Origin of the sequence: Pseudomonas sp. Ps21-P2, from assembly GCF_039672565.1 — a bacterium.
In the GTDB taxonomy this organism is placed as follows: Bacteria; Pseudomonadota; Gammaproteobacteria; order Pseudomonadales; family Pseudomonadaceae; genus Aquipseudomonas.
Genome location: NZ_JBDFPL010000003.1, coordinates 1 through 23,319, shown reverse-complemented (window position 1 = coordinate 23,319; position 23,319 = coordinate 1). Strand labels below are relative to the sequence as shown.

19 protein-coding genes and 2 pseudogenes are annotated in these 23,319 nt (G+C 61.5%); 4 read left to right on the top strand and 17 right to left on the bottom strand.

Translation table 11 applies throughout. From position 1 onward, the window contains the following. Positions 1–46 precede the first annotated feature (46 nt). The 3 genes and pseudogenes from ABEH28_RS07735 to ABEH28_RS07725 form a co-directional block, all read right to left on the bottom strand. Positions 47–226, bottom strand: a pseudogene (locus ABEH28_RS07735) (carboxymuconolactone decarboxylase family protein); the annotation flags it as partial. Between the two features lies 1 nt (position 227). After that, on the bottom strand, positions 228–2,903 hold the full coding sequence (gene ligD, locus ABEH28_RS07730; RefSeq protein ID WP_346629561.1) for a DNA ligase D: 2,676 nt from the start codon (positions 2,901–2,903) through the stop codon (positions 228–230). A 60-nt stretch (positions 2,904–2,963) separates the two neighbouring features. Continuing rightward, positions 2,964–3,884 (bottom strand): Ku protein, encoded by a 921-nt coding sequence (locus tag ABEH28_RS07725; protein ID WP_192174757.1) that lies wholly within the window; start codon positions 3,882–3,884, stop codon positions 2,964–2,966. Positions 3,885–4,163: 279 nt separating this feature from the next. Here ABEH28_RS07725 and ABEH28_RS07720 point away from each other — a divergent pair, with 279 nt between their 5' ends. After that, positions 4,164–5,348 (top strand): MFS transporter, encoded by a 1,185-nt coding sequence (locus ABEH28_RS07720; RefSeq protein WP_346629560.1) that lies wholly within the window; start codon positions 4,164–4,166, stop codon positions 5,346–5,348. 102 nt (positions 5,349–5,450) lie between these two features. On the opposite strand, the gene ABEH28_RS07715 is transcribed toward ABEH28_RS07720, so the two are convergent. The 11 genes from ABEH28_RS07715 to ABEH28_RS07665 all read right to left on the bottom strand — a co-directional run bounded on the left by ABEH28_RS07715 (position 5,451) and on the right by ABEH28_RS07665 (position 16,796). Further along, complete coding sequence (locus ABEH28_RS07715; protein WP_346629559.1) at positions 5,451–5,621, bottom strand: hypothetical protein; 171 nt, start codon at positions 5,619–5,621, stop codon at positions 5,451–5,453. Between the two features lie 281 nt (positions 5,622–5,902). Then, positions 5,903–6,601 (bottom strand): N-acetyltransferase, encoded by a 699-nt coding sequence (locus ABEH28_RS07710; RefSeq protein ID WP_346628175.1) that lies wholly within the window; start codon positions 6,599–6,601, stop codon positions 5,903–5,905. Between the two features lie 37 nt (positions 6,602–6,638). Beyond that, positions 6,639–9,380 (bottom strand): cystathionine beta-lyase, encoded by a 2,742-nt coding sequence (gene metC / locus ABEH28_RS07705; protein ID WP_346629558.1) that lies wholly within the window; start codon positions 9,378–9,380, stop codon positions 6,639–6,641. A gap of 31 nt (positions 9,381–9,411) precedes the next feature. Next, a complete protein-coding gene (locus tag ABEH28_RS07700; protein ID WP_346629557.1) occupies positions 9,412–10,008 on the bottom strand; it encodes a cysteine dioxygenase in 597 nt (198 codons plus the stop codon). 39 nt (positions 10,009–10,047) lie between these two features. Beyond that, on the bottom strand, positions 10,048–10,887 hold the full coding sequence (locus ABEH28_RS07695) for an amino acid ABC transporter ATP-binding protein (RefSeq protein WP_122535111.1): 840 nt from the start codon (positions 10,885–10,887) through the stop codon (positions 10,048–10,050). Further along, on the bottom strand, positions 10,874–11,662 hold the full coding sequence (locus tag ABEH28_RS07690) for an amino acid ABC transporter permease (RefSeq protein ID WP_346628172.1): 789 nt from the start codon (positions 11,660–11,662) through the stop codon (positions 10,874–10,876). Before ABEH28_RS07690 ends, ABEH28_RS07695 begins: the two co-directional genes overlap by 14 nt. Continuing rightward, positions 11,652–12,386 carry an amino acid ABC transporter permease gene (locus tag ABEH28_RS07685; RefSeq protein WP_192174763.1) on the bottom strand — a complete coding sequence of 245 codons (735 nt, stop codon included), beginning with the start codon at positions 12,384–12,386 and terminating at the stop codon, positions 11,652–11,654. Before ABEH28_RS07685 ends, ABEH28_RS07690 begins: the two co-directional genes overlap by 11 nt. Then, positions 12,383–13,600 carry an aminotransferase class I/II-fold pyridoxal phosphate-dependent enzyme gene (locus tag ABEH28_RS07680; RefSeq protein ID WP_346629556.1) on the bottom strand — a complete coding sequence of 406 codons (1,218 nt, stop codon included), beginning with the start codon at positions 13,598–13,600 and terminating at the stop codon, positions 12,383–12,385. Before ABEH28_RS07680 ends, ABEH28_RS07685 begins: the two co-directional genes overlap by 4 nt. After that, positions 13,597–15,036: an FAD-binding oxidoreductase gene (locus ABEH28_RS07675; protein WP_346629555.1), complete on the bottom strand. Its 1,440-nt coding sequence runs from the start codon at positions 15,034–15,036 to the stop codon at positions 13,597–13,599. The genes ABEH28_RS07680 and ABEH28_RS07675 overlap by 4 nt, the downstream gene beginning before the upstream one ends. A gap of 16 nt (positions 15,037–15,052) precedes the next feature. Continuing rightward, positions 15,053–15,901, bottom strand: a complete 849-nt coding sequence (locus ABEH28_RS07670) for a transporter substrate-binding domain-containing protein (protein ID WP_346629554.1) — start codon at positions 15,899–15,901, stop codon at positions 15,053–15,055. Between the two features lie 52 nt (positions 15,902–15,953). Next, positions 15,954–16,796 carry a transporter substrate-binding domain-containing protein gene (locus tag ABEH28_RS07665; RefSeq protein ID WP_346629553.1) on the bottom strand — a complete coding sequence of 281 codons (843 nt, stop codon included), beginning with the start codon at positions 16,794–16,796 and terminating at the stop codon, positions 15,954–15,956. Between the two features lie 386 nt (positions 16,797–17,182). Between ABEH28_RS07665 and ABEH28_RS07660 the strand changes: the two genes are divergently transcribed. Further along, complete coding sequence (locus tag ABEH28_RS07660; RefSeq protein ID WP_346628168.1) at positions 17,183–18,037, top strand: LysR substrate-binding domain-containing protein; 855 nt, start codon at positions 17,183–17,185, stop codon at positions 18,035–18,037. 23 nt (positions 18,038–18,060) lie between these two features. On the opposite strand, the gene ABEH28_RS07655 is transcribed toward ABEH28_RS07660, so the two are convergent. From ABEH28_RS07655 to ABEH28_RS07645, 3 genes are all read right to left on the bottom strand, one after another. After that, the gene (locus ABEH28_RS07655; RefSeq protein WP_192174769.1) at positions 18,061–18,783 is read right to left on the bottom strand and encodes a dienelactone hydrolase family protein; all 723 of its coding nucleotides are present in this window, start codon (positions 18,781–18,783) and stop codon (positions 18,061–18,063) included. A 126-nt stretch (positions 18,784–18,909) separates the two neighbouring features. Beyond that, on the bottom strand, positions 18,910–20,235 hold the full coding sequence (locus ABEH28_RS07650) for an LLM class flavin-dependent oxidoreductase (RefSeq protein WP_346629552.1): 1,326 nt from the start codon (positions 20,233–20,235) through the stop codon (positions 18,910–18,912). Positions 20,236–20,250: 15 nt separating this feature from the next. Then, on the bottom strand, positions 20,251–21,192 hold the full coding sequence (locus ABEH28_RS07645) for an aliphatic sulfonate ABC transporter substrate-binding protein (protein WP_346629551.1): 942 nt from the start codon (positions 21,190–21,192) through the stop codon (positions 20,251–20,253). A 208-nt stretch (positions 21,193–21,400) separates the two neighbouring features. On the opposite strand from ABEH28_RS07645, the gene ABEH28_RS07640 reads away from it, so the two are divergent. Continuing rightward, entirely contained in the window at positions 21,401–21,844 is a 444-nt protein-coding gene (locus ABEH28_RS07640) for a hemerythrin domain-containing protein (RefSeq protein WP_192174772.1), read from the top strand. A gap of 465 nt (positions 21,845–22,309) precedes the next feature. Further along, positions 22,310–23,319, top strand: a pseudogene (locus ABEH28_RS07635) (RHS repeat protein); the annotation flags it as partial.

Genomic DNA, 23,319 nt, shown 5'->3' with positions numbered 1-23,319 from the left:
GCAAGCACCCTGCCGGCCTTTGCGTATCGCCGCGAGCTACCGCGATTTATGGCTTCAGCGCGTCATACGCTTCCAGCGCGTGCATCGAATAGATGTACGCAGCGCCCGCATTCAACGAGATCGCGGTAGCCAGTGCGGCGGCGACTTCTTCACGGGTCGCGCCCGCGGCGATGGCGGCTTGGGCATGGCTGGCCAGACACCCGTCACAGCGCGAGTGACTCAAAGCCTCACCCCGGCGGCGTGGCGCCCAGACGCTTCCACATTGGTTTGGTCAGGCGCTGTGTGTTCTTGTAACCGGCCCACGGATCCGCTTTCAGCTTGCGCAAACGCTGCTGCAGGTTGGCGATGGTCCACTGCGCCGAGGACTTCACCTCGGTCAGCTCGTCACGGCTGATCGGCACCGACACCGGCAACCCCGGCCGCGCCCTCGCCGAATAGGCCACGACCGTACTGGCGCCCCGGCTGTTACGCAGGTAATCGATGAAGATCTTGCCCACCCGGTTCTTCGGCCCGGACGTGGCGGTGAATCGGTCCGGCAGCTCCCGCGACATGAATTGCGCCAGCGCCTTGGCGAAGGCTTTGACCGACTCCCAATCCGCCCGGCGCGCCAGCGGCACGACGATGTGCATGCCCTTGCCGCCGCTGGTCTTGACGTACGCATCCAGGCCCAGCTCGTCGAGGGTCGACAACGTCAGTTGTGTGGCTTCGATCATGCTGCGCCAGGGCAACTGGTCGTCCGGGTCGAGATCCAGGACGAAGTGGTCCGGCAGCTCGATCTGATCGTAGGTCGCGCCCCAGGTGTGCAGTTCGATGGTGCCCATCTGCGCCGCACCGACCAGTGCCTTGACGCTGTCGATCTCCATCAAACGCGCGTGGCCGGGGTCGAGCTTGGGGTCCAGCTGCTTGATGTTGGGGATCGCAATGCGCTCGGAATGTTTCTGGAAAAACTGCTCGCCCGCCACGCCTTCGGGGCAGCGCAACAGCGCCACGGGCCGATGGTCCAGGTGCGGCAAAATCCAGTCCGCCACCGATTCGTAATACTGCGCCAGCTCGATCTTGTGCAGACCGCTTTCGGCGTCGATCACCCGTTCGGGATGGCTGACCATCACGCCGGCCACGTCGATGCGGTCCTTGCCTGCACGCTTGCTGGCCGGCTTTGGCTTCTCGGCTGAAGGATCGGCGCGGGTCGCGGATTTCTTGCTCGGCGCTTTGGCTTTGGCGGCGCTGGGTTTGAACGGTGCTTTGATGTCTCTCGGCGTCCTGGGGTATTCGTGGACCACTTCACTGGCCGGCTTATCGCTGCGCAACGAGACAAACGCCGAGTGACGAATAATGCCGTCACGGGTCCATTCGCCGAACTCGACCTCCGCCACCAAGGTCGGCTTTATCCAGTGCACACCCCGGCCCTGGGCGCTGGTAACTTTCTTCGCCAGCGGTGAGGGGTCCTGTTCCAGCGGCTTCATCTGCTCAAGCAAGTCGCTGAGCATCTGCTGATTGAACCCCGTGCCGACCCGACCGGCATACACCAGACCCGCGCCCTCCTCGTTCACCGCCAGCAGCAGCGCGCCAAAACCATTGCGCGCGCCCTGAGGTTTGGTGAAGCCGACGACGACGAACTCCTGGCGCAGCTTGCATTTGAGCTTGATCCAGTCGGCATTGCGTTTGGACTGGTACACGCTGCCGGCCCGCTTGCCGATGACGCCTTCGAGGGACATCAGGCTCGCGCTTTCGATGATGTCGCGATGGCCGGCAGAGAAGGCTTCGGAGAACCGCAGCAGGCCCTTTTTCTGTCGCCCCAGCACTTTCTTCAGCGCCGCACGACGGTCTTCGACCGGCGTCTCCCGCAGGTCTTCACCGTTCAGGAACGGCACGTCAAACAGGTAATAAATGATGTCCATGCTGCGGTCGATGTCGAATGCATTCTGCAGCGCCTGAAAATCCGGAAGCCCGGCGTCGTTGAGCACCACCACCTCGCCGTCCAGCCACGTGTTGTCCAGCTTCAAATCGCCAACGGCTTTGGCCTGCAGCGGCAATCGATCGGTCCAGTCATTGCCGTTGCGGGTAAAGAACTTCACCTCGCCATCGATGATGCGGGTCAGAATCCGATAACCGTCGTACTTGATTTCGTAGAGCCATGTGCCTTCGGGCGGGGTGTCCATGAGCGTCGCCAACTGCGGCGAGAGCTTGGCCGGCACGCCGGGCTTTTTGGGCGAAGGCGTTTTGGCTTTTTTTTGCACTGGCTTTTTTGCGGGCGTCTTCGCGGCAGAGGTGTCGGCAGCGGGTTCAGATGCCGCCGATTTACGTTTGGCATTCTTGGCCGGCTTGCGTCCTTCGCCCACCGTTGCGCCACTGACCACGCTTTCCGGCTTGTCGACGACGACGTCGTATTCCTCGCCCGAGCGCACGGCATCGTCCTTTTCCTTGATCAACAGCCACTGCTCCTTGTCGCTGTTGCCGGGCAAGCGAGTCCGCACCAACGCCCAGTCGCCGGTGAGTTTTTCACCGATCAGGGTGAATTTGAGCTTGCCGGCCTTGTAGGTTTCCTGCGGGTCGCCATGGGGCTGCCAGATGCCGCGATCCCAGACGATCACGTCGCCAGCACCGTATTGGCCCTCGGGAATGCTGCCCTCAAACGTGCCGTAACCCAGCGGATGGTCTTCGACGTGCACCGCCAGGCGCTTGTTCTTCGGGTCCAGGCTCGGCCCTTTCGGCACCGCCCAGCTTTTAAGTGTGCCATCCAGCTCAAGGCGAAAGTCGTAATGCAGGTTGCGCGCGTCGTGCTTGTGAATGACGAAACTCAGCGCCTTGCCTTTCTTGCTTCGCGTCTTGCCCTCGCTTTCGGCCGGCTCGGACGTGACATCGAAGTTGCGCTTGCGGGTGTATTCACTCACAGGTTTTGTCATGACGATGAACCTCTGCGCATTGGAACGGTGCATCTTTTAACGCTACTACAGGACACGCGTTCAAGAGGCCTTGGTGGTCTTCTTTCGGGGCGGAGCACGGCGCTTCGCCGGCGCATCGTCCTTGGACTCGGCTTTGCTTTTGCTCGCCGGTTTGGCTTTGGCAGGCGCCGCCTTCGCTGCAGTGCCGCGACCGCCCAGGCTGCGCTTGAGCAGCTCGGTCAGATCGATGACATCAGCCGACTTACGCTCAGTGTCGCCAGCATCGGTCTCGACGTTCTCGATCTTGCCTTCGCGGGCCTTGGTTTCCACCAGCGACATGATCTGGTCCTGAAAGGTGTCGCGGTATTCTTCGGCGTCCGGCGTCCACTCGGTGCTCATGTCCTTGATCAGCCGCTTGGCCATGTCCAGCTCGCTCTTGCTGAGCTTGACGTCGGTGGCTTCCTTGGGCAGCTCGAGGCTGTCGAGCCCGCGCACTTCCGAGGGCCAGCGCAGCAGCACGAGCACGATCGCCGACTCCAGCGGCATCACCGCCGCCAGGTGCTGGCTGGTACGAATCACCACATGGGCCAGCGCCACCTTGCCGGTATCGACCAGCGCCTGGCGCAACAACGCGTAGACCTTTTCGCCGCGCTTGTCGGGGGCGAGAAAGTACGGGGTGTCGATGTGCTGCAGCGGTATCTGGTCGCTGTCGACGAAACCGAAGATGTCGATGGTCTGGGTTGATTTGGGGTGCGCCGAGCGAATTTCGTCCTCGCTGATGACGACGTAACGCCCTTTCTCGTACTGCACGCCCTTGACGATGTTTTCCTTATTGATCTCCTTGCCGGAGACCTTGTTGATGCGCTTATAACCGACCGGGTCCATGCTGCGCTTGTCCAGCCAGTCGAAGTCGACACCCTGGCGGGACGTCGCCGACACCAGCGCCACAGGAATATGCACCAGTCCAAAACTGATCGCGCCTTTCCAGATTGCCCGAGGCATATTTTTATTTCCGATGGGGTGTGAGGGGGGTATGTGTAAGCAGTGACCGAAGCGCACGTGGAAAAGTTTCGGCCGGGCGACCGGAACGTCGCTATTGTCGTGGGCTGCACGGCTTTGGTGCGGGTAAGGCGTCACTCCATGACGTGCGCCGACCAACGCTGCGCCATTCCACTGCCACCCCTTCTTAACGCAACGAAAAAGCGTTAACCTCGCGCCACTCTTTTCTGCACGCCGTACCAGAATCGTTCTGCCGAGCCTGCAACCTCTCCAGGTATTCCCATGACGTCCATTTCTCCCGCGACCCACGGCGCCACCATGACCAAGGGCCTGGCGATGCTGTTCGCGTTCTGCTGCGGCGCGATCGTTGCCAACCTGTATTACGCCCAGCCCATCATTGGCTTGATTGCGCCGGACATCGGCCTGTCCGGCACACTCGCCAGCTTCATCGTGTCGCTGACCCAGATCGGCTACGCCCTCGGCCTGTTCTTCCTCGTGCCGCTGGGCGACTTGCTGGAAAACCGTCGCCTGATGATCGTCACCACCGGCGTCGCCATGCTCAGTCTGCTTAGCGCCGCGTTCGCGCAGACGCCCAACCTGTTCCTGATCGCTTCGTTGCTGGTGGGTTTCAGCTCGGTGGCGGTACAGATTCTGGTGCCGCTGGCCGCCAACCTCGCGCCGGAAGAAACACGCGGGCGCGTGGTCGGCAGCATCATGGGCGGCCTGCTGCTGGGGATTCTGCTGGCAAGGCCCGCTGCCAGCCTGATCGCCGACCATTTCGGCTGGCGCGCGGTGTTCGGCACGGCCGCCGTGGTGATGCTGCTGATCAGCGTGGTGCTGGCGACCACCATTCCTAAACATCAGCCTGCCCACAGCGCCACCTATGGCCAGTTGCTCAAATCGTTATGGACCCTGCTGCGCAAACAGCCGGTCCTGCGCCAGCGCGCGTTTTATCAGGCGTGCATGTTCGCCACCTTCAGCCTGTTCTGGACCGCCGTGCCGCTGGAACTGGCGCGCAATCACGGCTTGTCGCAAAGCCAGATCGCCCTCTTCGCCTTGGTCGGGGCCATCGGCGCCATCGCCGCGCCCATCGCCGGCCGCCTGGCCGATGCCGGCCACACCCGCGTCGCCAGCCTGTGCGCCATGCTGTTCGCCGCACTGAGCTTTCTGCCCAGCCTGATCGAACCGGCATACGCCGTGATCGGCATGGCAGTCACCGGGGTCATCCTCGATTTCTGCGTGCAGATGAACATGGTCCTCGGCCAGCGCGCGGTATACGCCCTCGACGCCAAAAGCCGCAGCCGGCTTAACGCGCTGTACATGACCAGCATCTTTATCGGCGGCGCGATTGGATCGGTGGTCGCCAGTGCGCTGTATGACCATGGTGGCTGGGTGTGGATTGTGGTCGTGGGGAGTGTATTTCCGGTGTTGGCGTTATTAGGGTTTTTGAAGAACTCACGGCCATGAAGAATGGAACACAGCACCTCACGAATGCTGAGGCCATAGGGGTGAGGCGCTGATTGCCGCTCAAGAAAAAACCGCCGATATCGGCGGTTTTCTTGTGAGGAGTCAGCCCCTGAACCCAGCCATCGGGCCAGCTGGTTCAAGGTCTCTTCCAATTTCGATTGCTACGCGCAGAAAATGCAGCTGAGCTTGAACATATTCCGCAGCACGCTTGTGCGCTTCGGCACTGAATTCCGTCATTTCCCGAATCTTGGCCTTGCGTTTTTTGATGTTCATGAGCACCTCCCTGCTGTGGTCCTGGGGACATCCTAGAACAACAAAACTGACGATGTCGGCGGTTTTCTTTTGAGGAGTCAGCCCCTGAACCCAGCCATCGGGCCGGCGGGTTCAAGCTCTCTTTCAATCTCGAGCGCTCCGCGCAGGAAGTGCATCTGCGAGGGGATTATTTCAACAGCGCGCTTGCGCGCTGAGGCTCGGAACTCAGCGATCGACTGCAGTTTTTCTCTGCGTTTCCTTGTGTTCATGAGCACCTCCCTGCCCTGGTTGAGAAAGTCATATTAGGAACGACCTGCCGAAATGACAAGGCATCCATCCGCATCGAACTGGAAACCCAACCTTTGGTAGTAACTCACCACACCTGGCTCGGGGCTCTCAATCTGGATGACTTCACAGCCCAGCATCCTTGCGTAAACACCTACCGCTAGAAACATCATCCGGGCCACCAGTCCTTTTAGGGGATGGTTCGTGTTCGGCTGCCCCTCAAGCAGGATGACCTTGATCCGCAAACGGCTCCTTCGCGGTGTTGCATAACACAAACCGCAAAGTTCATCGGCATGCCAAAGGGCGAGATCAAGCCCTCTGGCATCTTTGCGCTTCCACCACGGTACGTCCCCCCATGGATATGAGCTGCCATACCACCCATGACTGATCTCTATCGCGGCTGAATCTATAGGCGCAAAGCGTATTAACCCTCCATTAACACCCAGCGCGTTTAGCTTGAGCGAGTTGCCAACGGCGTTATTGACCTGCTGGCGCGCCTCCGATTTAAGGATCTGATCACGCAGTTTGGTGTCCTTTCCATGCCTTCCCATCGCCATATTCGTCCAAACCCGAGGCAGCGAATAATGGCGAAAGCATCCGACCAGCATGCGGTACATATTTATCGCGACCGAAATTTTGGCCTTTCGAACGATCAACTCTTTCGGGTTTGCCGCCTGCACGGCCTGGTAAAGACGTTTACGCAGCCGATCCAACATTTGCGGGGCTGGTCACGAATCAAGGCCTATTCGTCGATCAGACAATCGCCTCAAACCCCCTCCGCAAATCCTCAATCAACGCCTCCACATCCTCCAGCCCAATGTGCAGCCTCAGCAACGGATTCAGGGATTTGTCCGGACCGTTATCACGATCACCGACGTTCGCGACGATGATCAGGCTTTCGAACCCGCCCCACGACGCGCCCAGGCCGAACAGTTGCAGCGCGTCGATGAAACGTTCCAGATAGCGGGGGTCGGCGTCCTCGAGTTCGAAGGTGAGCAAGCCGTTGCTGCCGCTGAAGTCGCGCTTCCATAGGGCATGGCCCGGATGATGGGGCAGCGCAGGATGGAACACGTTTTTAACCTGCGGCTGTTCCAGGAGCCAGTGCGCGACCTGCAAGGCCTGGCGCTCGTGGACGTCCAACCTTGCCGCCAGGGTGCGGGCACCGCGCAGCACCAGATAAGCATCGTCCGGGCTCACGGTGTTGCCGAAGGTGTCGGTCATGACGGCCAGACGCTGCCAGACGGTTTGGGTGGTACAGACGCTGCCCATGACCACATCGCTGTGACCGCTCAGGTATTTGGTCAGGGCCATGATGGAAATGTCGGCGCCCAGGGCCAGAGGCCGGTACTGATACCCGGAGCCGTAGGTGTTGTCGACTGCCAGCAAAATCCCTTTCGATTTACACAGCGCAGCAATCGCCGGAAGGTCGCACAGTTCATACAGCAGCGAGCCGGGAACCTCGGTGTAGACCATTCGGGTGTTGGCTTGCAGCTGCTGCGCCAAGCCGCTGCCGTCGGCAGAAAAGTAGCTGTACTGGATACCAAACGGCGCCAGGAATGCTTCGGCGATCTGCCGCACCGGTGAATACACCGCGTCAGTAATCAGCACATGGTCGCCTGGGCGCAGGTAGGCCAGAAATGTCTGCGCAACCGCTGCCAGGCCGGTACCGAACAGGCGAGTGCGGTAACCGCCCTCAAGCTCGGTGATCAGGTCTTCCAGTTCGAACGCCGTCGGGTTACCACGCGCGCCGTAACTCAACACGCGCTCAGTGTCGCGGCGCTTTCGTGCGTCGCGCATGTCGCCAAGGCTATCGAATAACACAGTGCTCATTCGCGTGACCGGCGGGTTCACGCCGCGCGGCCCGTCGCCCTTTGCGCCTCGGGCGGCATGCACCAGCCGGGTACGAACGCGATCATCTTCTGCGATGGCCGACAAGGGCTTGAGACTGGCGATCTCCTGCTCGGTCATTTGCCCCAACAGACCGATCTCCCAGGCCAGGTACTGCCGGGCCGCCGCTTTGTTGCCCGAATGACGGTCATGGGTGAAAAACAGAAAATCAATGCAGTCCTCGTCAGGCGGATCACCGGCGCTTTCGCTGAGGTTGAAACCTGCCGCCTGCCATGCATTGAAATTCAGCCAGCGCACCGAGCCGCGCAGCTCCTCCGGCAACTCCAGTGCAGCCAGCGCCGCCACGGCCGATTGCTCCGCCACCAGCACGACGGGGCTGCCTTGCCCAACCACATCGGCAGCCAAGCGAGGACGGATCGACCAGCGCGACCCCTCGATATGGCCTTTACGAAACGCCATGCTGCCGCGCAGGTCGATCAGCACGACCGTATTGTCTCGGAGCGCATCTGCCAGTTCGGCAGCGCCCACTTCAGCCAGGGGCGGCAAGACACCGGAGTTGTCGATCGGCAGGTGCAAGCCGCTGTTCAACCCGCCTTCCAGTACATAGGCGTCGTGGCCCAGCTGACGCAGCCAGGCGGCGACGATCGGCGCGCGCACGCCGTCGTTGTCCACCAGCACCAACCGCGCCTGACGCACACCGATGTACAGGTCGGTGCTCTGAATCAACTGCCCACCCGGCGTGTGTTGCGCGCCCGGCAAACTGCCCAGCGCAAATTCTTCCGGGGTACGCACGTCGCACAGAAACAGACTCCGGGATTCGTCGGCAGACCACGCCAGAACCTGCGGCGCATCCACCGCCTGCACCCCGGCGCGCCGGGCGAGATGTTGAGCCGCCTGACGTTGCGCCTCCAGCGAAGCGCCCGGCGGGACGTTCGGGTATCGGCGCTCGCTGCCATGTTCCAGCGGCAAGTCGGCGAGGTACCAGCCCTGAGTGCCGTTTTCGAGGGCGTAGACCGGATTTTTCACCCCCAGGTCGATCAGCGTCTGCGCGCCGATGATGCTGCGCGTGCGGCCGGCGCAGTTGACCACGATAGGCGTGGTGTCATCCGGCACCAGCTCGGTCAGCCGATAGCCCAGCTCGCCATTGGGGCAGCAGACGGAACCGGGAATGGTCATCTTGCGGTATTCATCGAACGGCCGGCCGTCCAGCAACACCAGTGGCGTGCCACTGGCTTGCATCGCCGCCAGCTCGGAGGCGCTGATGTGTGGCGTATGGCGGGCCTCTTCGACCAACTCGCCAAAGGCCTTCGACGGCACGTGTACTCCGGCAAACAGCTCCCGTCCGGCGGCGCGCCAGCCATCGGTGCCGCCCTCAAGAATATGCACGCCGCTATAGCCCAGCGCTTCAAGACGCTGCGCGGCACGTGAGGCGAGGTCGCCATCATTGCGGTCGTAAATCACCAGACGGACCCGAGGGTTGGGGGCCAGGCGATGCACGTCCAGCTCAAGGCGGCTATAAGGCAGATTTACCCCATGAAACAGATGCGCTTCACCGTACTGGCCGTGTTCACGAACATCGAAGACGGCGATTTCCTGCCCGTCGAACAGCCAGGCGTGTAATTGGTGCGGGGTGACTTTCTGGCTCATGACGTTCTCGTGATTCTGTTGTAGAGCGCCATCAGGCGTAGGCCTTGATCGACGGGGCCATTTGCGAGGCGTTGTAATTGAGCACCTTGCCTTCCTGGTTCACGCCATAGCGCCCGTTCAAGGATTCCAGCGGGCGCCCGTACAAGTGGAAATGCAGGGTCGGTTGCTCGCCCTCGACCTTGATGCCGTGCAGGTCTTCGCCGAGGAAGCTGATGGGCGTTCCGGGCTGCACCACCACTTCCTTTTCCAGCGCGAGCCGGGCGATTGCCGGATCACTGCCGTCGTCCGTGCGCGCCCACACGTAATTGATCTCCTGCCCCTCGACCGCAACGATCACCGCCCAGGTTTCATGGTTGTGCGGCAGCGTACTTTTCCCCGGCAGCAATGAGTTCATGTAGAGCGTCGGGGTCTCGCCGTGGTCGTTCAGCCGGTAGCGGAACGCGGTGTCGCCCTCCCCCGGCACGGGTGCAGGAAAGGTGTCGAAGTTGAACAGATCACGACGCTCCGCCAGTCCCTCGAGTAGCGTGACGATGCTTTTCAATGCCTCGCGATCGACGCCGCGCTGGTGAATCGCGCGTATCTGTTGCAGAAAGGCTTCGACGACTTGGCTGCGGTTCTCGATGCTCATCAGGTGCTCCTTATGTGGGTTCAGGCCAACAGGCCCGGCTCAGACCGACAGGCTGTAACGGCTGATATTGCTCAACAGAAACGGATCGCCACTGGCGACCGGACGGCGTCCGGCGTCGCCCAGGGCATGGCGCAAAAACGTCTGGGTCCGCTCATGGGTCGGGCGCTGGAAGATGTGTTCGGGGCTGCCGTGCTCGACGATCAGGCCGTTTTCGGTGAAATACACGACATCGCTGATGTCCTCCGCGAAACGCATTTCGTGGGTGACCAGCACGCAGGTCATGCCCTCTTCGGTCAGCTCGCGAATCACCGTCAGCACTTCACCGACGGTCTCCGGGTCGAGGGCCGACGTCACTTCATCGAACAGGATTAGTTCCGGCCGCATCGCCAATGCCCGCGCAATGGCAACGCGTTGCTGCTGACCGCCGGACAGCTGACCCGGATAGGCATCGGCCTTGTGTTCCATGCGCACTTTGGCGAGCAATTCGTGCGCGTGCTTTTCAGCGTTGGCCGCTGATTCGCCCAGCACTTTGCGCGGCGCGATCACCAGATTTTCCAGCACCGACAAATGCGGGAACAGGTTGTACTGCTGGAACACGAAGCCCACGCGCTTGCGCAGTTCGATGCGCTGCGCCTCGGTCTTGAGCGTGTGCACATCGGTGTCGCCCACGCGGATGCTGCCGCGCTCGGTCTGCAGCAAGCCGGTGATGCAGCGCAGGATGGTCGACTTCCCGGAACCCGAAGGGCCGATGATCGACACCGCCTGGCCGCGCTGCACGTCGAGGTCGATGCCCTTGAGCACCCGATTGCTGCCAAACGACAGGTGAATGTCGCGCAGACTGACCAGCGGTTGCTCGGCGCGCGTGTCAGGAGAAGGCATAACGTCGCTCCAGGAATTGAGTGAATCGGGAGATCGGATAGCAGTAGGCGAAAAACAGGGCCAGCACGCTGAAGTAGATCAGCACCGTGAAGCCGGTCCGGTTGACCGTATTGCTGGCAATCTGCGCGGTGTCGATCAGGTCATGCACACCCACCAGCGAGGCCAGCGCGGTGCCCATGGTGATCACCGCATAGAGGTTCATCCACGGCGGCAACATGCGCTTGAAGCACTGCGGCAGGATGATCGAACGGAAGATCTGCCCGCGTGTGAAGGCCAGCGAGCGGGAGGCTTCCCACTGCGTGCCGGGTATCGAACCGATGGCGCCGCGAAAGATTTCCGCGACGTTGGCGCTGGCGGGCAACGCTAGGCCGAGGGTGACTTTCACCCAGTCCGGAAACGAGATCCAGGACGTACCGATGTGCAGCTCGAATGGGAAAACGTAGGTGGTGAAATAGATCAGCACCAGCCAAGGCGCGTTACGAAATACCTGCACCCAGATCTTCGCGGGCAGCCGGGTGATCCACAGCGGCGACACCGCCAGCGCACCGACCAGCAGGCCGAGCACGGAGCCGATGGCAATCGCCAGCAGGCTGATCAGAATGTTCTGGGCAAAGCCCGTCGCCAGCGCTGGCGACCACTCCACGAGCGCCGCCAACACCGGGCTTTTCGGGGCGCCGAAGACAAGCCAGAGCAGCACCGCGGCCAGCAGCACCAGCGTGCCCGGATGCCGACGCGGCCACCCGGCCGGCACACGCACAGACGAATCAATGGCCATAACCGGGCATCCTCAATTTGGCTTCGAGGGCACGGCCCACGCAATTGACGACGAAGCTGAGCAGGCCGAAAAACGCCAGCAGCAGAATCATCAGTTCCAGCACGTTGTCGCTCTGGGTCCAGATCATGATCGAGGCGTAGGTGATGTCGCCTACGGCAATGGCCGACGCCACCGCCGTCATTTTCACCAGATCGATCAGGTTGTTGATCAGCGACGGGAGCGCAAAACGCATCGCCAGCGGCAGTTGCACGTTCCATAGCAACTGGCGGCTGCTGAAGGCCAGGGAGCTCGCCGCTTCCAGCGTCACGCTCGGCACCGCTTCAATGCCGGCGCGCAAGGCTTCGGCGTGGAACGCGCCCTTGTGCAGGGAGATCACGATGACCACCCAGGCGAACGGCGTCAGCGGGTTCGCAGCGCCAACGGCCTGAGTCAGCAGCATGTTCAGCACCAGGAACGCGCAGTAGAGCTGCACCAGCGTCGGCGTGTTGCGGGTCACTTCGATGAACGCCCGCGCAGGCCTGGCCAGATAGGGCTTGCCGCTGGTCAGCATCGCCGCCAGCCCCACGCCCGCGATCAGGCTACCGATGAGGGTGAACACGCACAGCAAGACGGTGGTCAGCGCGCCATTGACCATCGAACCGCGCTGATAGGCGTCCAGCAAAAAGCTGTAGTTCAGGCCGAACGCGGCCGTCCAGTGCACGAACCCTTCAAGCCAATGACTCATGCCAGCGCCTCGACCCGCAACCGGGCGCAGGCGTTGGCGATGCGCCGTCCAGCCTCGATCACGCTGCTGGTGGCCGTTGCGATGGACAAACGGAACCACGGGGACAGACCGTAAGCACTGCCGGCCACCCCGGCCACGCCCTGCTCCAGCAGGTAATCCACCACGTCGCTGTCGTTAGTCAGGCGCTGGCCATCGGGACGAACGCGTCCCAATAATCCGGCACAGCGGACAAAGACAAAAAATCCACCTTCGGGTATGAGCACATCAAGGCCGTCTACGTCGGTCAACGCGGCCACCAACAGATCGCGGCGTTGCCGGTAAGCCTGGATCTGGTCCGGCAAGAAACCCAGGCCGCCTTCGAACGCTGCAAATGCCGCCGCCTGCCCCACCGACGAAGCGCCGGACGTGGATTGCGACTGCATGACCGTCATCGCGCCGGTCAGGGCTTGAGGGCCGGCGCCGAAGCCGATGCGCCAGCCGGTCATGGCGTAGGTCTTGGACACCCCGCCGATCAACAGGGCACGGGAATGCAGGTCCGGCGCGACGTTGAGCAGGCTCAGCGCAGACTGACCGTCGAAACGAATGTGCTCGTACAGCTCGTCCAGCAGCACCAGCACGTGGGGATGACGACGCAACACCTTGGCCAGCGCCAGCAGCTCCGCTTCGCTGTACACCGCGCCGCTCGGGTTGCCGGGGCCGTTGAGGATGAGCCAGCGGGTGCGCTCGTTGATGTGTTGTTCCAGTTGCGCGGGGGTCAGTTTGCAGCCCTGTTCCAGGCCGCATTCGATGAACACCGGCTCGCCGCCGTTGACCCGCACGATGTCCGGAAACGACGGCCAGTAAGGCACCGGCACCAGCACTTCATCGCCCTCGTCCAGGGTGGCGGCGAAGGCATTGAAGATGACCTGCTTGGCGCCGTTGCCGATGACAATCGACGGCAGCGCGTAGTCCAGACGGTTTTCACGCTGCAACTTGCGCTGCACGGCTTCACGCAGCTTTTTAACCCCAGGCGTCGGCGTGTACTTGGTCGCGCCCCCGTTGATGGCTGCGCAGGCCGCCTGCTTGATGTGCTCGGGCGTGTCGAAATCCGGCTCACCGGTGGTCAGGTCAAGGATGTCGTGACCGGCCTTACGCAAGGCGTTGGCCCGGGATTTGGCCGCCGCGTTGGCGGACAGCGAAACGCGCTGGATACGCTTGGACAAACGAACACTCATGGGGCGGTGCTCCGGCTTTCGACGCTCGCCAGGACCTTGCCTGGATTGAGCAGATTGAGAGGGTCCAGCGCCTGTTTAATGCGGCGCATCAGGTCCAGTTCGACGGCGCTTTTGTATCGCGGCAGCATGCTCAGCTTGCGTTGGCCGATGCCATGCTCGGCGCTGATCGAACCCCCATGCGCATGGGCGCTGTCGTGCACCCGTTGGCTGAGTTCGGAGTAATGGGTCATGTGTGCCTCGACGGTGGAATCGAGTGGGTGGGCGACGTTGTAATGCAGGTTGCCGTCGCCCAGGTGACCGAAGGTGAAATTGCGCACGCCGGGGAAGTGTTGTTGCAGCAAGGCGTCGGTGTGTTCGACGAATTCGACGATGCGCGAAATCGGGATCGAGATGTCGTGCTTCATGTTGCGTCCGGCCCGCTTCTGCGCGTCGCTCATGTTCTCGCGCAGCAGCCACAGCGCCTCGCTCTGGGCCAGACTTTCGGCAATCAGCGCATCAGCCAGCAGGCCCTCTTCGAAGGCGCTGCCCAACACGTCCTCGAACGCCTGACGCGCGTGTGCTTCGCTGTGGTTATCGGACAGTTCCAGCAAAGCGAACCAGGGTTGAGCGGCATTCGAAAACGGCTGCGGACCTTCGGGGAACTGCTCGCGCAACAACGCCAGGCAATCGGCGGTGAGCAGTTCGAATGCGGTCAGGCTGGCACCGAAACCGGCGCGGGCATGGGACAGGGAACTCACCGCCTGGCCCAGCGAATCGAACGCCAGAAACGCAGTGCTTTGCGCTTTGGGCAGCGGAAACAGTTTAAGCGTCGCCGCCGTAATGATGCCTAAGGTGCCTTCGCTGCCGATGTACAGGTCACGCAGGTCGTAACCGGTGTTATCCTTGCGCAGACCCCGCAGCCCGTGCCAGATCTCGCCCTCGGCGGTGACCACTTCCAGGCCCAGGGTCAGCTCGCGGGTGTTGCCGTAACGCAGCACCGCGGTGCCGCCCGCATTGGTACCGAGGTTGCCGCCGATGGTGCAACTGCCCTCCGCGCCCAGGCTGAGGGGAAACAGACGCCCTGCTTCCCGGGCCACCTCCTGAATGTTCTGCAGGATGCAGCCGGCCTCGACAGTGAGCGTGTCGTTGTCGGTATCGATCTGGCGCACGCGATTCAAGCGATCGAGCAGCAACAGCACCGAACGCCCGCTGGCATCCGGGGTTGCCGCGCCCATCAGGCCGGTGTTGCCGCCCTGCACGACAATCGGTGCCCTGTGGGCGACACAGGCGCGGACCACCGCCGCGACCTCGTCGGTGTTGGCCGGACGCACGACAGCGAGCGCCCGACCGACGTAGCTGCCCTGCTTGTCGGTCAGTTGCGCCGCAGATTCGGCGCCCGGCCGCACATGGCTGGCGCCGATCAGTTGCTGCAACGTCTGGAACAGATCGCTGTTCATCGCTGGCCTCCTGGGGTCATTTGGTGGCAAGCGGCGCTGCGTTGCGGAACTGTTCGTGCAGGTCACGCAGGGCTTGAGAGGGGGCCATGCCAGTGCGTTCGCCGAGTTCGATCAGCCAGCCGCTGCGGTGCCAGTCGCGAATGATCGCGTCGATTTTTGCCTCGGTATCATGCTCGCCCTTGCGCACCCAGATCACCGATTTCGACGGGATCAGGTCGTTGGCCAGCGGGAGGTTGTAGTCGGCCCACTCCGGATCATCCAGCAGCGCGTGCATGGTCGGACTGACGTGCACGGCGGCCACGCAGCCGTTGCCACGCAGGGACAACAGCGACTCGGACTGGCTGCGGAACGCTTTGATTTCAGCGCCATAGGTTTCCTGCAATGGCTTGATGAAGTTGCTGCCCTGAGACACGCAAACCGGCTTGCCCTTGAGGTCCTCCCATTTGCTGATGCCCGCGCCCTTGCGGATCAGCGCGGCGCCACCGACTTCTTCGTAGGGCGTCGGCGCGTAGTCGAGAATCTCGGCGCGCTCATCGGTGTACTGCATGTTGGCGATCAGGATGTCGACCTTGCCCTGCTGCAGAAACTGCACGCGGTTGGGGGCCAGCACGGAAACGGTTTCGACTTCGACGCCGAGCTTCTGCGCGATCCCCTTGGCCAGCTCGACGTTGTAGCCCAGGTGCTCGCCGGTCTTCGGATCGATGGTGCCGAACGGCGGGCCGCTGAGGATCACGCCGATGCTGATCTTTTGGCGCTGATTGATCTTGTCCAGCGTCGCGTCGGCGTGGGCCAGGGTCGCACCCATTGCCAGGCCGATCGAGAGGCCAATAGCGGACAGGGTCTTGCCGATGGAAAAGCTGCTCATGAACGAATGCCTTGTAGGAAACCTGAAAAACCGGGCGGAAAAGAGCGGCAACTCAGGCGCCCGCGGCCTGGAACTTGTCGTGCAGCTCGACCAGCGCTGGCGAGGCCGGGGTGATGTGGTGGCGCTTCTCGGCGTCGATCAGCCAGCCGGTGCGGTGCCAGCCCTTGACGATGGCGTCGAGTTTCGCCTGGGTGTCGGTCTCTCCGGGGCGGGTCCAGATCACAGACGGCGCAGGATTGAGTTCGGGACTGAGGGCGCGGTAGTTCTGCCATTCCGGGCTGTCGGCCACCAATGGATTGATCAGCGTGGCGTCGTGCACGGCCGCGACGCAGTTGTTGCCCCGCAAGGCGAGCAACGACTCCGAGGAGCTTTTGAATGCTTTCAGTTCAGCGCCGAATTCGGTGAGCGGCTTGACGTAGCTGCTGCCCTGGGACGTGCAGACCGGTTGGCCTTTGAGGTCTTCCCAGCGGGTGATCTTGCTGTCTTTGAGCACGGCCGCCGTGCCGCCGACGCGATAGAACGGGGTGGGTACGAAGCCCAGTTGCTGACCGCGCTCGGCGGTCCACTCCATGTTGGCGATCAGCAGATCGACCTTGCCCTGCTGTAGGAACTGCACACGGTTGGCGGGCAGCACGGGCACCAGTTCCACGTCGGCGCCGAGCTGACGACCGAGGTCTTGGGCCATGTCGACGTTCAGGCCCTCGGGTTTCTGCGTCTTCGGGTCAATGGAGCCAAACGGGCCGCCGGACAGCAGCACACCCACCACCACGCGGTGGCGCTGTTCGATCTTGTCCAGGGTGGCGTCGGCCTGAGCGGCGAAACTGGCGCCAAGTGTGGCCAGCGTTGCGACGAAAAGCGGCAGGCACCGAGCGACTGGCGAGCGCGTGTATGGCATGGAATTCCCCTGGGATGATCATCGGCTCGGCGCTTTCAGATGAGCGCCTGTGTGATTTGCATCCTAGGGTTGGTGCGCAGCTAACGGAAATTCAAATATCAAATATGGTTATAACTTTCTGGTTTTAGGTATCAGAGCAAAAAGGCATAAGGCTTATTTTATTGTGTCTTATCGATATTCTTAAACGTAAGCCTTTCCTCATTCATAAAATTCCGTAATGTATTAGCCCGTTCAGCTGATGTAATACAGGCGTGTAGGAGTGAGCTTGCTCGCGATTGCTGTGGATCTGTGCCGATGATTTGCCTGACAGATCGCGATCGCGAGCAAGCTCACTCCTACAAGGGATAGCGCTTCGGGTAATGAACCGTTTAAACGAGTAACCACCAATGTCCTCGACCCTAGACCTCGAACTGCTGCGCACTTTCGTCGCCGTCGTCGATCACCACAGCTTCGCTGGCGCGGGGGCGCACCTGTCGCGCACGCAGTCGTCGGTGACGCAACACATGCAGCGTCTGGAGCAGCAGATTGGCGTCAGCCTGTTCCAGAAACAGGGCCGTCAAAAGCAACTCACCGAACCCGGTCGGCAGCTGTTACGCCACGCCCGGCAGATGCTTTCGCTGAACGACGACGCGCTCAACTCCCTTCGCGAAAGCACTATGAGCGGCGTCCTGCGCATCGGCTCGCCCCACGACATCGCCGACACCATCCTGCCGCCCATCCTCAGCCACATTGCCCGTTCTGCGCCGAAGCTGCGACTGGAGATCGATGTCGGTCGAAGCCCGTTTCTGATGGAGGATTTGCATCGAGGCAAGGTCGACATGGTGATCTCGACCCGCGAGGATTCGGCCCTGGAAGGATTCGCCCTGCGCACGTCGCCGGTCTGGTGGATCTGTTCGGCGCAGTACCTGCACGTCCCGGGCGAACCGATACCGCTCATTCTGGTGGACGAGCCGAGTATTTACCGGCGCTATGCCATCGAAGCACTGGAGCGCGCCGACATCGAATGGCGTCAGGCGTACCTGGCGTCGAACCTGATCGGCATCAAGGCGGCCACGCGCGCGGGCCTTGGCGTCACGGCGCGCAGCATGGAGATGCTCGGGCCGGACATGCGGGTACTGGGGGAAGCCGACGGTCTGCCGAGAATGCCCGACGTCACTTATTACCTGTGGATTCGTCCCAATACGGTGAATCCGCTGGCGCGCCGGGCGTATGAATTGATTCGTGGCAGTCAGGGCCTGTAGCGGCCCTGGCCTCTTCCAGGTGGTTATTTTTGCAGTTGCGCTTCCAGCCAGTGCTTCAAGTCCGCCACTTCAGCCGTTGTAATCGTATGCCCTGCCCCGGCGTAGGAATGAAACTCCGGAACGATCAGCAGATTCTCCAGCACCGCTTTGGCATCGGTTGCACCCGAGTAAGGCACGCGGGTGTCGGCCGAGCCGTGGCCGATGAACACTTTCAGCGATTTCAGGCGCTCATCGGGCTTCAGGCGTGAATGGAGGGACGCGAGAATCTTGCCGCTCAGCGGTGCGATGCCGTGTACCAGTTCCGGGTATTGCAGGCCGATCTGGTAGCTCATCATCGCGCCCTGGCTGAAGCCGACCAGGATCACTTTGTCGGGCTGAGTCTGGTATTTCTCGGTGGCCTGCTGGATGAAGGTCCGCAGCAGGTCGGTGCTTTTGTCGACGTCGCTGGTCACGCCTTCATATTCAGCCTGATCGGTGTCCTGGGTGAACCACTTGTAGCCGCCGCCGTCGACTTCCTGCGGCGCGCGCACGGAGAGGTAGGTGTAACCCGGGGAGAGATCGTTTTTGATGTCGAGCAGGTCGCGCTCGTCGCTGCCATAGCCGTGCAGGAAAATGATCAGGGGTTTGTCTCTGGATTCAGCGGGCGCCGCCGCCAGATACGGCAGCCCAAGGTCGGTGAGCAGCGCGGGTTCTGCGTGGGCCATGCCGGTAAACACACACAGCAGCGCGGCGAAAAACTTCATCATGAGCGTGAGCCTTTTGCGAAAAACGTCGGGCTCATCATACGCAGCATGTCGCGAATGTCAGCCCGTCAATGATCGCGCAAAGCTGTCAGGTGGCTGTACGGAGTATGAATTTCTCAGGCGCAGGGTTCAGGAGTCCAGCGCCTCCAACCCCAGATGCTCACGCAGGGTCGAGCCTTCATACGCTGTGCGAAACAGCCCTTTGCGTTGCAGGTGTGGAATGACGCTTTCGACAAACTCGCTGAACGAGCCCGGCAGATATGCCGGGGAAATGACGAACCCGTCGCAGCCGCCCAGCGTGAACATCTCCGCCAGTTGATCGGCAATCTGTGCCCCCGTGCCGACCAGTTGCGGCACCCGTACGCTGCTGGCGAAAATCCGGCCCAGTTCCTCCAGCGTCGTGTCCGGGCCCTGCATCAGCAGCTTCTCCGCCGCAGCAGGCGGTATAGACGGCGAGCGCGCGATCTCTGCCAACGTCGCAGACAGCGGAAACGGAGAGAGATCGACGTTCAGTTGCGATGCCAGGGTGACCAGACCCAGTTCCGGGCGCGCCAATGCGTTGTGCTTGTCGCGCTTGGCCCGCGCCTCGGCTTCGCTGCCACCAATAAACGGCATCACCGCCGTCAGCACCTTGCAGCTGTCGGCGTGGCGGCCTTGCTCGACGACCTGTTCGCGCACGTCCTGGCGAAACGCGTGCATGGCCTTGAGGTGCGGGTGAATGGTGAAAATCGCCTCGGCCCAGCGCGCGCCGAAACGCCGTCCACGCCCCGACGAGCCGGCCTGAATCAGCACCGGACGCCCCTGCGGCGTGCGCGGGATGTTCAGCGGCCCTTCGACCTTGAACCACTCCCCATTATGCTGCACCGAGGTGATTTTCGACGGGTCGGCCAGCACGCCGCTTTCCCGGTCCAGCTTCAGCGCATCCGGCGCCCAGCTGCGCCACAACTTCAGCGCCACTTCGACGAACTCGTCAGCGCGGTCGTAGCGCAGGTCGTGCTCAAGGTGCTTGTCCTTGCCGAAAAGGCGCCCTTCGCTGTCGTTCATCGACGTGACGATGTTCCAGGCAGCGCGGCCTTTGGACAGATGATCCAGCGTGGCGAACTCCCGAGCGATGTGCGCCGGCTCGTAATAGGTCGTCGAGCGGGTAGCGCCCAGGCCGAGCTTGCTCGTTTGCCCGACCAGGTAGGACAGAATCGGCAGCGGGTCCAGACGCGTCGCATCCTGCGCGCCATACCGCAGGGCCACGTCCCGCGAGCCGCCCATCTGGTCACCCACCGCCAGCCGGTCGGCGAAGAACAGAAAATCGAACAGGCCCTCCTCCACCACCCGCGCCGTGCGGGCGTAATACTCGGGATCCAGGTAATGGCCGACCGTTTCGGGATGGCGCCAGACCGCATGACTGTGAATAACCGGCCCGGTCAGCAGGAACGCCGACAGGTGAATGTGACGACTCATGATCGCGCTCCTGACTTATTGGGCGTGCGGGGTCCAGACAGCGATGTCGGACACCTTCAGCGCTTTGGGGATCATCCCGGCTTCAAAATAGAAGTCGGCGATGCGCTGCTGTTCGGCCAGCTCATCCACCTTGACCGGGACGATGTCGTAGCTGCGTCGGCTGTTGGCCAGCTCGACGGTCTCAGGCGGGATGTTGCCCCACAGCGGCGCCAGATTCGCCGCGGCTTCCTGGGGATGACCTTTCACCCACTGCCCTGCCTGATGCAAGGTTTCGAACACCACTTGCAGCACCTCGGGATGGGCCTTGGCGAAGCTCGTGTTGGCCGCGTAAAAACGGTTGTAGTTGGCAATGCCGCCGGAGCCGTCGGTCAGCACGCGAACATGATGCTCACGCTGCTGGGTCGCCAGGAACGGGTCCCAGATCGCCCAGGCGTCGACGTTGCCGCTGGCAAACGCGGCGACACCGTCGGGCGCCTCCAGGTAAATCGGCTTGATGTCCTTGAGGGTCAGCCCGGCGCTCTTCAGGGCCGAAATCAACAGAAAATGACTGCCCGAGCCCTTCGACACCGCGACGGTTTTGCCCTTGAGGTCGGCAACGCTGCGAATCGGTGAGCTGTCCGGGACGATGATGGCCTGCGCTGTCGGGGAAGGATTCTCACGGGCGTAGTAGGTCAGCGGCGCATTCGCCGCTTGCGTGAACAAGGCAAACGCATCGGCGACATCGGCATGCAGGTCCACACTGCCGGCGTTCATTGCACTCAAGAGCCCGCTGCTGAATTCATGCCAGTTGACGGTGAAGCCCAGCGGCTTGAGCCGTTCCTCCAACTGGCCGTCGTTCTTGAGCAGAATCCACAGCGTGGACGAGCGCTGATAGCCGATGTTGATGACCTGCTCGGCGTGAGCGGTAAGGGTCGCCAGCATTAATGCGGCGGCCACGATGATCTTTCGCAGGGACATGAGGATCCTTGAACGGGCACAGGAGGAGCGCTCAGCGCAAAAACGAATGAGCACATCGAAACAGCTTCACTTTCATTATAAAAAACGGCATGAGTTATGAAAGAAACTTATAGGTCTATGCATATGCCCGAAGCGCAACGGAACGGCTGAATACCCGCTGCGGTCTAGGGATAAGCACATCAGTCCGTCGCCGAACCAAGGAGCACCCGTGAACATTTTCGAAGCCCTGAGAGAGAGTCATGACCGGCAACGCGGCTATGCCGATGCCTTGATCCAAACCCATGGCGACAGCGAGGAGCGTGTCGAGGTCTACAAACAGCTGAAAGCTGAACTGCAGGCCCACGAAACCGCCGAAGAGCGCTTCTTCTATATCCCGTTGATGCAGTTCGACAACGGTGTCGACCTCAGCCGCCATGCCATTTCCGAGCACCATGAAATGGATGAGATGATGGAAGAGCTCGACGAGACCGAGATGTCCAGCCCGTCCTGGATGGCCACGGCCAAGAAGCTGTCGGAGAAGGTCCACCACCACCTGAAGGAAGAAGAGCAGAAGTTCTTCCAGTCGGCGGGCAAACTGCTGGACGACAAGCAGAAGCAATCGCTGGCCCGTGAGTATCACAAGGAGTATGAGGAGCAACTGGCCAAAGCTTGAGCCGCTCTGAATGCTGAAAAGCCCCGAATTTTCGGGGCTTTTTTTTGGCCATTTTTCGGGACCGCATTTTGCTGGCGATGCGGTGTTTCAGGTGAAGAGCGGTTGAATGCGGGTCTGGTGGAGTGCGCAAGAAGTTGCGCACTTGATTGTGTGTTTTAGAGGCCTTACTGCTCTGGAAGCCATGTCGTTTTTGGCCTCTAGGCGACTGCGCAAGAAGTTGCACAGCAGTGCGCAACTTCTTGCGCAGGCTTTATGGGTTCTCTGGTTTGGCGTTCGCTCAAACCTTCCGTATTCCTTCTTAACTCATTGATTTTTATCGACTAAATCATAGCTGGCACAGCCCTTGATATTTCCGTGGCCCCCGGATTGGCATTCAGGCCCTTTCGGATGGTTTCTTGAGCACGGAGAGCATCGTTGGCAAACCCCGCAGTTACGTCCGGCAGTGACGCAAAAAACGAGCCTCAGGTGGCGATCGTTCCGCTTGATCTGATTCAGCTTGAGGACGTTGGCGCCGGTGCGGCGAACGTCGATGCCTGGCTGCAGGACATCAGCGGCGGGGTCGTTTCGCTTGAGCGGATCAAGAACGCTGCGGGATTTTTGCCCGTGGTGGGCAACATCATGGCACTGGTTGATGCGCTGAATGACATCGTTCGGCTGGCGACGAGCGAAAAGCGCGACCCGCTGGATTGGGTGAGTCTGGGCATCAATTTGATTGGCGTCTTGCCGACGCCGCCGACCATGGCGGCAGCGCGAATGAGCCTGCGGCCGACGCTGTTTCTGGTGCGCCAAGAGATGCGTCAGGCGGGAAAGTTGGTGTTGGGTGATTCGCTGATCGAGGTGCTGATCGGGCACCTCAATGCGGACATCGTCGGGACCCTTGATGATTTTGTGACCCAGGCGCAGGGGAAGCTCGCTGGAATTCTCGATGACGCGGGGAAGATCGGCGAAGGCGTGCTGAACGAGATCGCCAAGGGTCTGGAGAGCGTGGTCAACGGCGATCTCGATGCCGAGGGCAATCTGCTTGAGGCGGTGCAACTGATCAGCGATGGGCGCAAGCAGTGGGACTACGATCCCAAAGGCGCGATTTCCAACATCTTCATCGCGGTTGCCGATGTTTACATCGCCGCCGGCCAAAAAATCGTCAACGGCACCGTCGAACATCTTGTGCCTGAAGCGCTGAAAGACCCGATCCGCAGGCAGGCTGAGTCGTTGCGTGCCATGGGGTCAGAGCTTCGGGTCCAGATTAATGGTCTAGCGGATCCAGGGGTTCAGAACTCGATTGGGGCGTTGCTGCAGACGTTGGCTGGGGCAGTCGTCAGTTGGCGTTCGCGCAATGGGCATGGGCAAGCCTTCAACATCAAGCCGGGGGTTGTTAATCAGGCCAGGCGCCAGGGCGGCGAAGGGAAGCTGGAGGCGGTTGGTTTCGAGAAGCCTGCGAAAGCCCGGCCTAACAAGCGGAAGAACTGTACGTGTCC

Coding starts and splice junctions, on each gene's coding strand:
- ABEH28_RS07695 (WP_122535111.1), bottom strand. CDS start 10,887: ATGCCTTCTCCTGACACGCGCGCCGAGCAACCGCTGGTCAGTCTGCGC.
- ABEH28_RS07645 (WP_346629551.1), bottom strand. CDS start 21,192: ATGTCCCTGCGAAAGATCATCGTGGCCGCCGCATTAATGCTGGCGACC.
- ABEH28_RS07665 (WP_346629553.1), bottom strand. CDS start 16,796: ATGCCATACACGCGCTCGCCAGTCGCTCGGTGCCTGCCGCTTTTCGTC.
- metC (WP_346629558.1), bottom strand. CDS start 9,380: ATGAGCCAGAAAGTCACCCCGCACCAATTACACGCCTGGCTGTTCGAC.
- ABEH28_RS07715 (WP_346629559.1), bottom strand. CDS start 5,621: ATGAACATCAAAAAACGCAAGGCCAAGATTCGGGAAATGACGGAATTC.
- ABEH28_RS07710 (WP_346628175.1), bottom strand. CDS start 6,601: ATGTTGGATCGGCTGCGTAAACGTCTTTACCAGGCCGTGCAGGCGGCA.
- ABEH28_RS07675 (WP_346629555.1), bottom strand. CDS start 15,036: ATGAACAGCGATCTGTTCCAGACGTTGCAGCAACTGATCGGCGCCAGC.
- ABEH28_RS07680 (WP_346629556.1), bottom strand. CDS start 13,600: ATGAGTGTTCGTTTGTCCAAGCGTATCCAGCGCGTTTCGCTGTCCGCC.
- ABEH28_RS07670 (WP_346629554.1), bottom strand. CDS start 15,901: ATGAGCAGCTTTTCCATCGGCAAGACCCTGTCCGCTATTGGCCTCTCG.
- ABEH28_RS07655 (WP_192174769.1), bottom strand. CDS start 18,783: ATGATGAAGTTTTTCGCCGCGCTGCTGTGTGTGTTTACCGGCATGGCC.
- ABEH28_RS07725 (WP_192174757.1), bottom strand. CDS start 3,884: ATGCCTCGGGCAATCTGGAAAGGCGCGATCAGTTTTGGACTGGTGCAT.
- ABEH28_RS07690 (WP_346628172.1), bottom strand. CDS start 11,662: ATGGCCATTGATTCGTCTGTGCGTGTGCCGGCCGGGTGGCCGCGTCGG.
- ABEH28_RS07660 (WP_346628168.1), top strand. CDS start 17,183: ATGTCCTCGACCCTAGACCTCGAACTGCTGCGCACTTTCGTCGCCGTC.
- ABEH28_RS07650 (WP_346629552.1), bottom strand. CDS start 20,235: ATGAGTCGTCACATTCACCTGTCGGCGTTCCTGCTGACCGGGCCGGTT.
- ABEH28_RS07720 (WP_346629560.1), top strand. CDS start 4,164: ATGACGTCCATTTCTCCCGCGACCCACGGCGCCACCATGACCAAGGGC.
- ABEH28_RS07685 (WP_192174763.1), bottom strand. CDS start 12,386: ATGAGTCATTGGCTTGAAGGGTTCGTGCACTGGACGGCCGCGTTCGGC.
- ligD (WP_346629561.1), bottom strand. CDS start 2,903: ATGACAAAACCTGTGAGTGAATACACCCGCAAGCGCAACTTCGATGTC.
- ABEH28_RS07700 (WP_346629557.1), bottom strand. CDS start 10,008: ATGAGCATCGAGAACCGCAGCCAAGTCGTCGAAGCCTTTCTGCAACAG.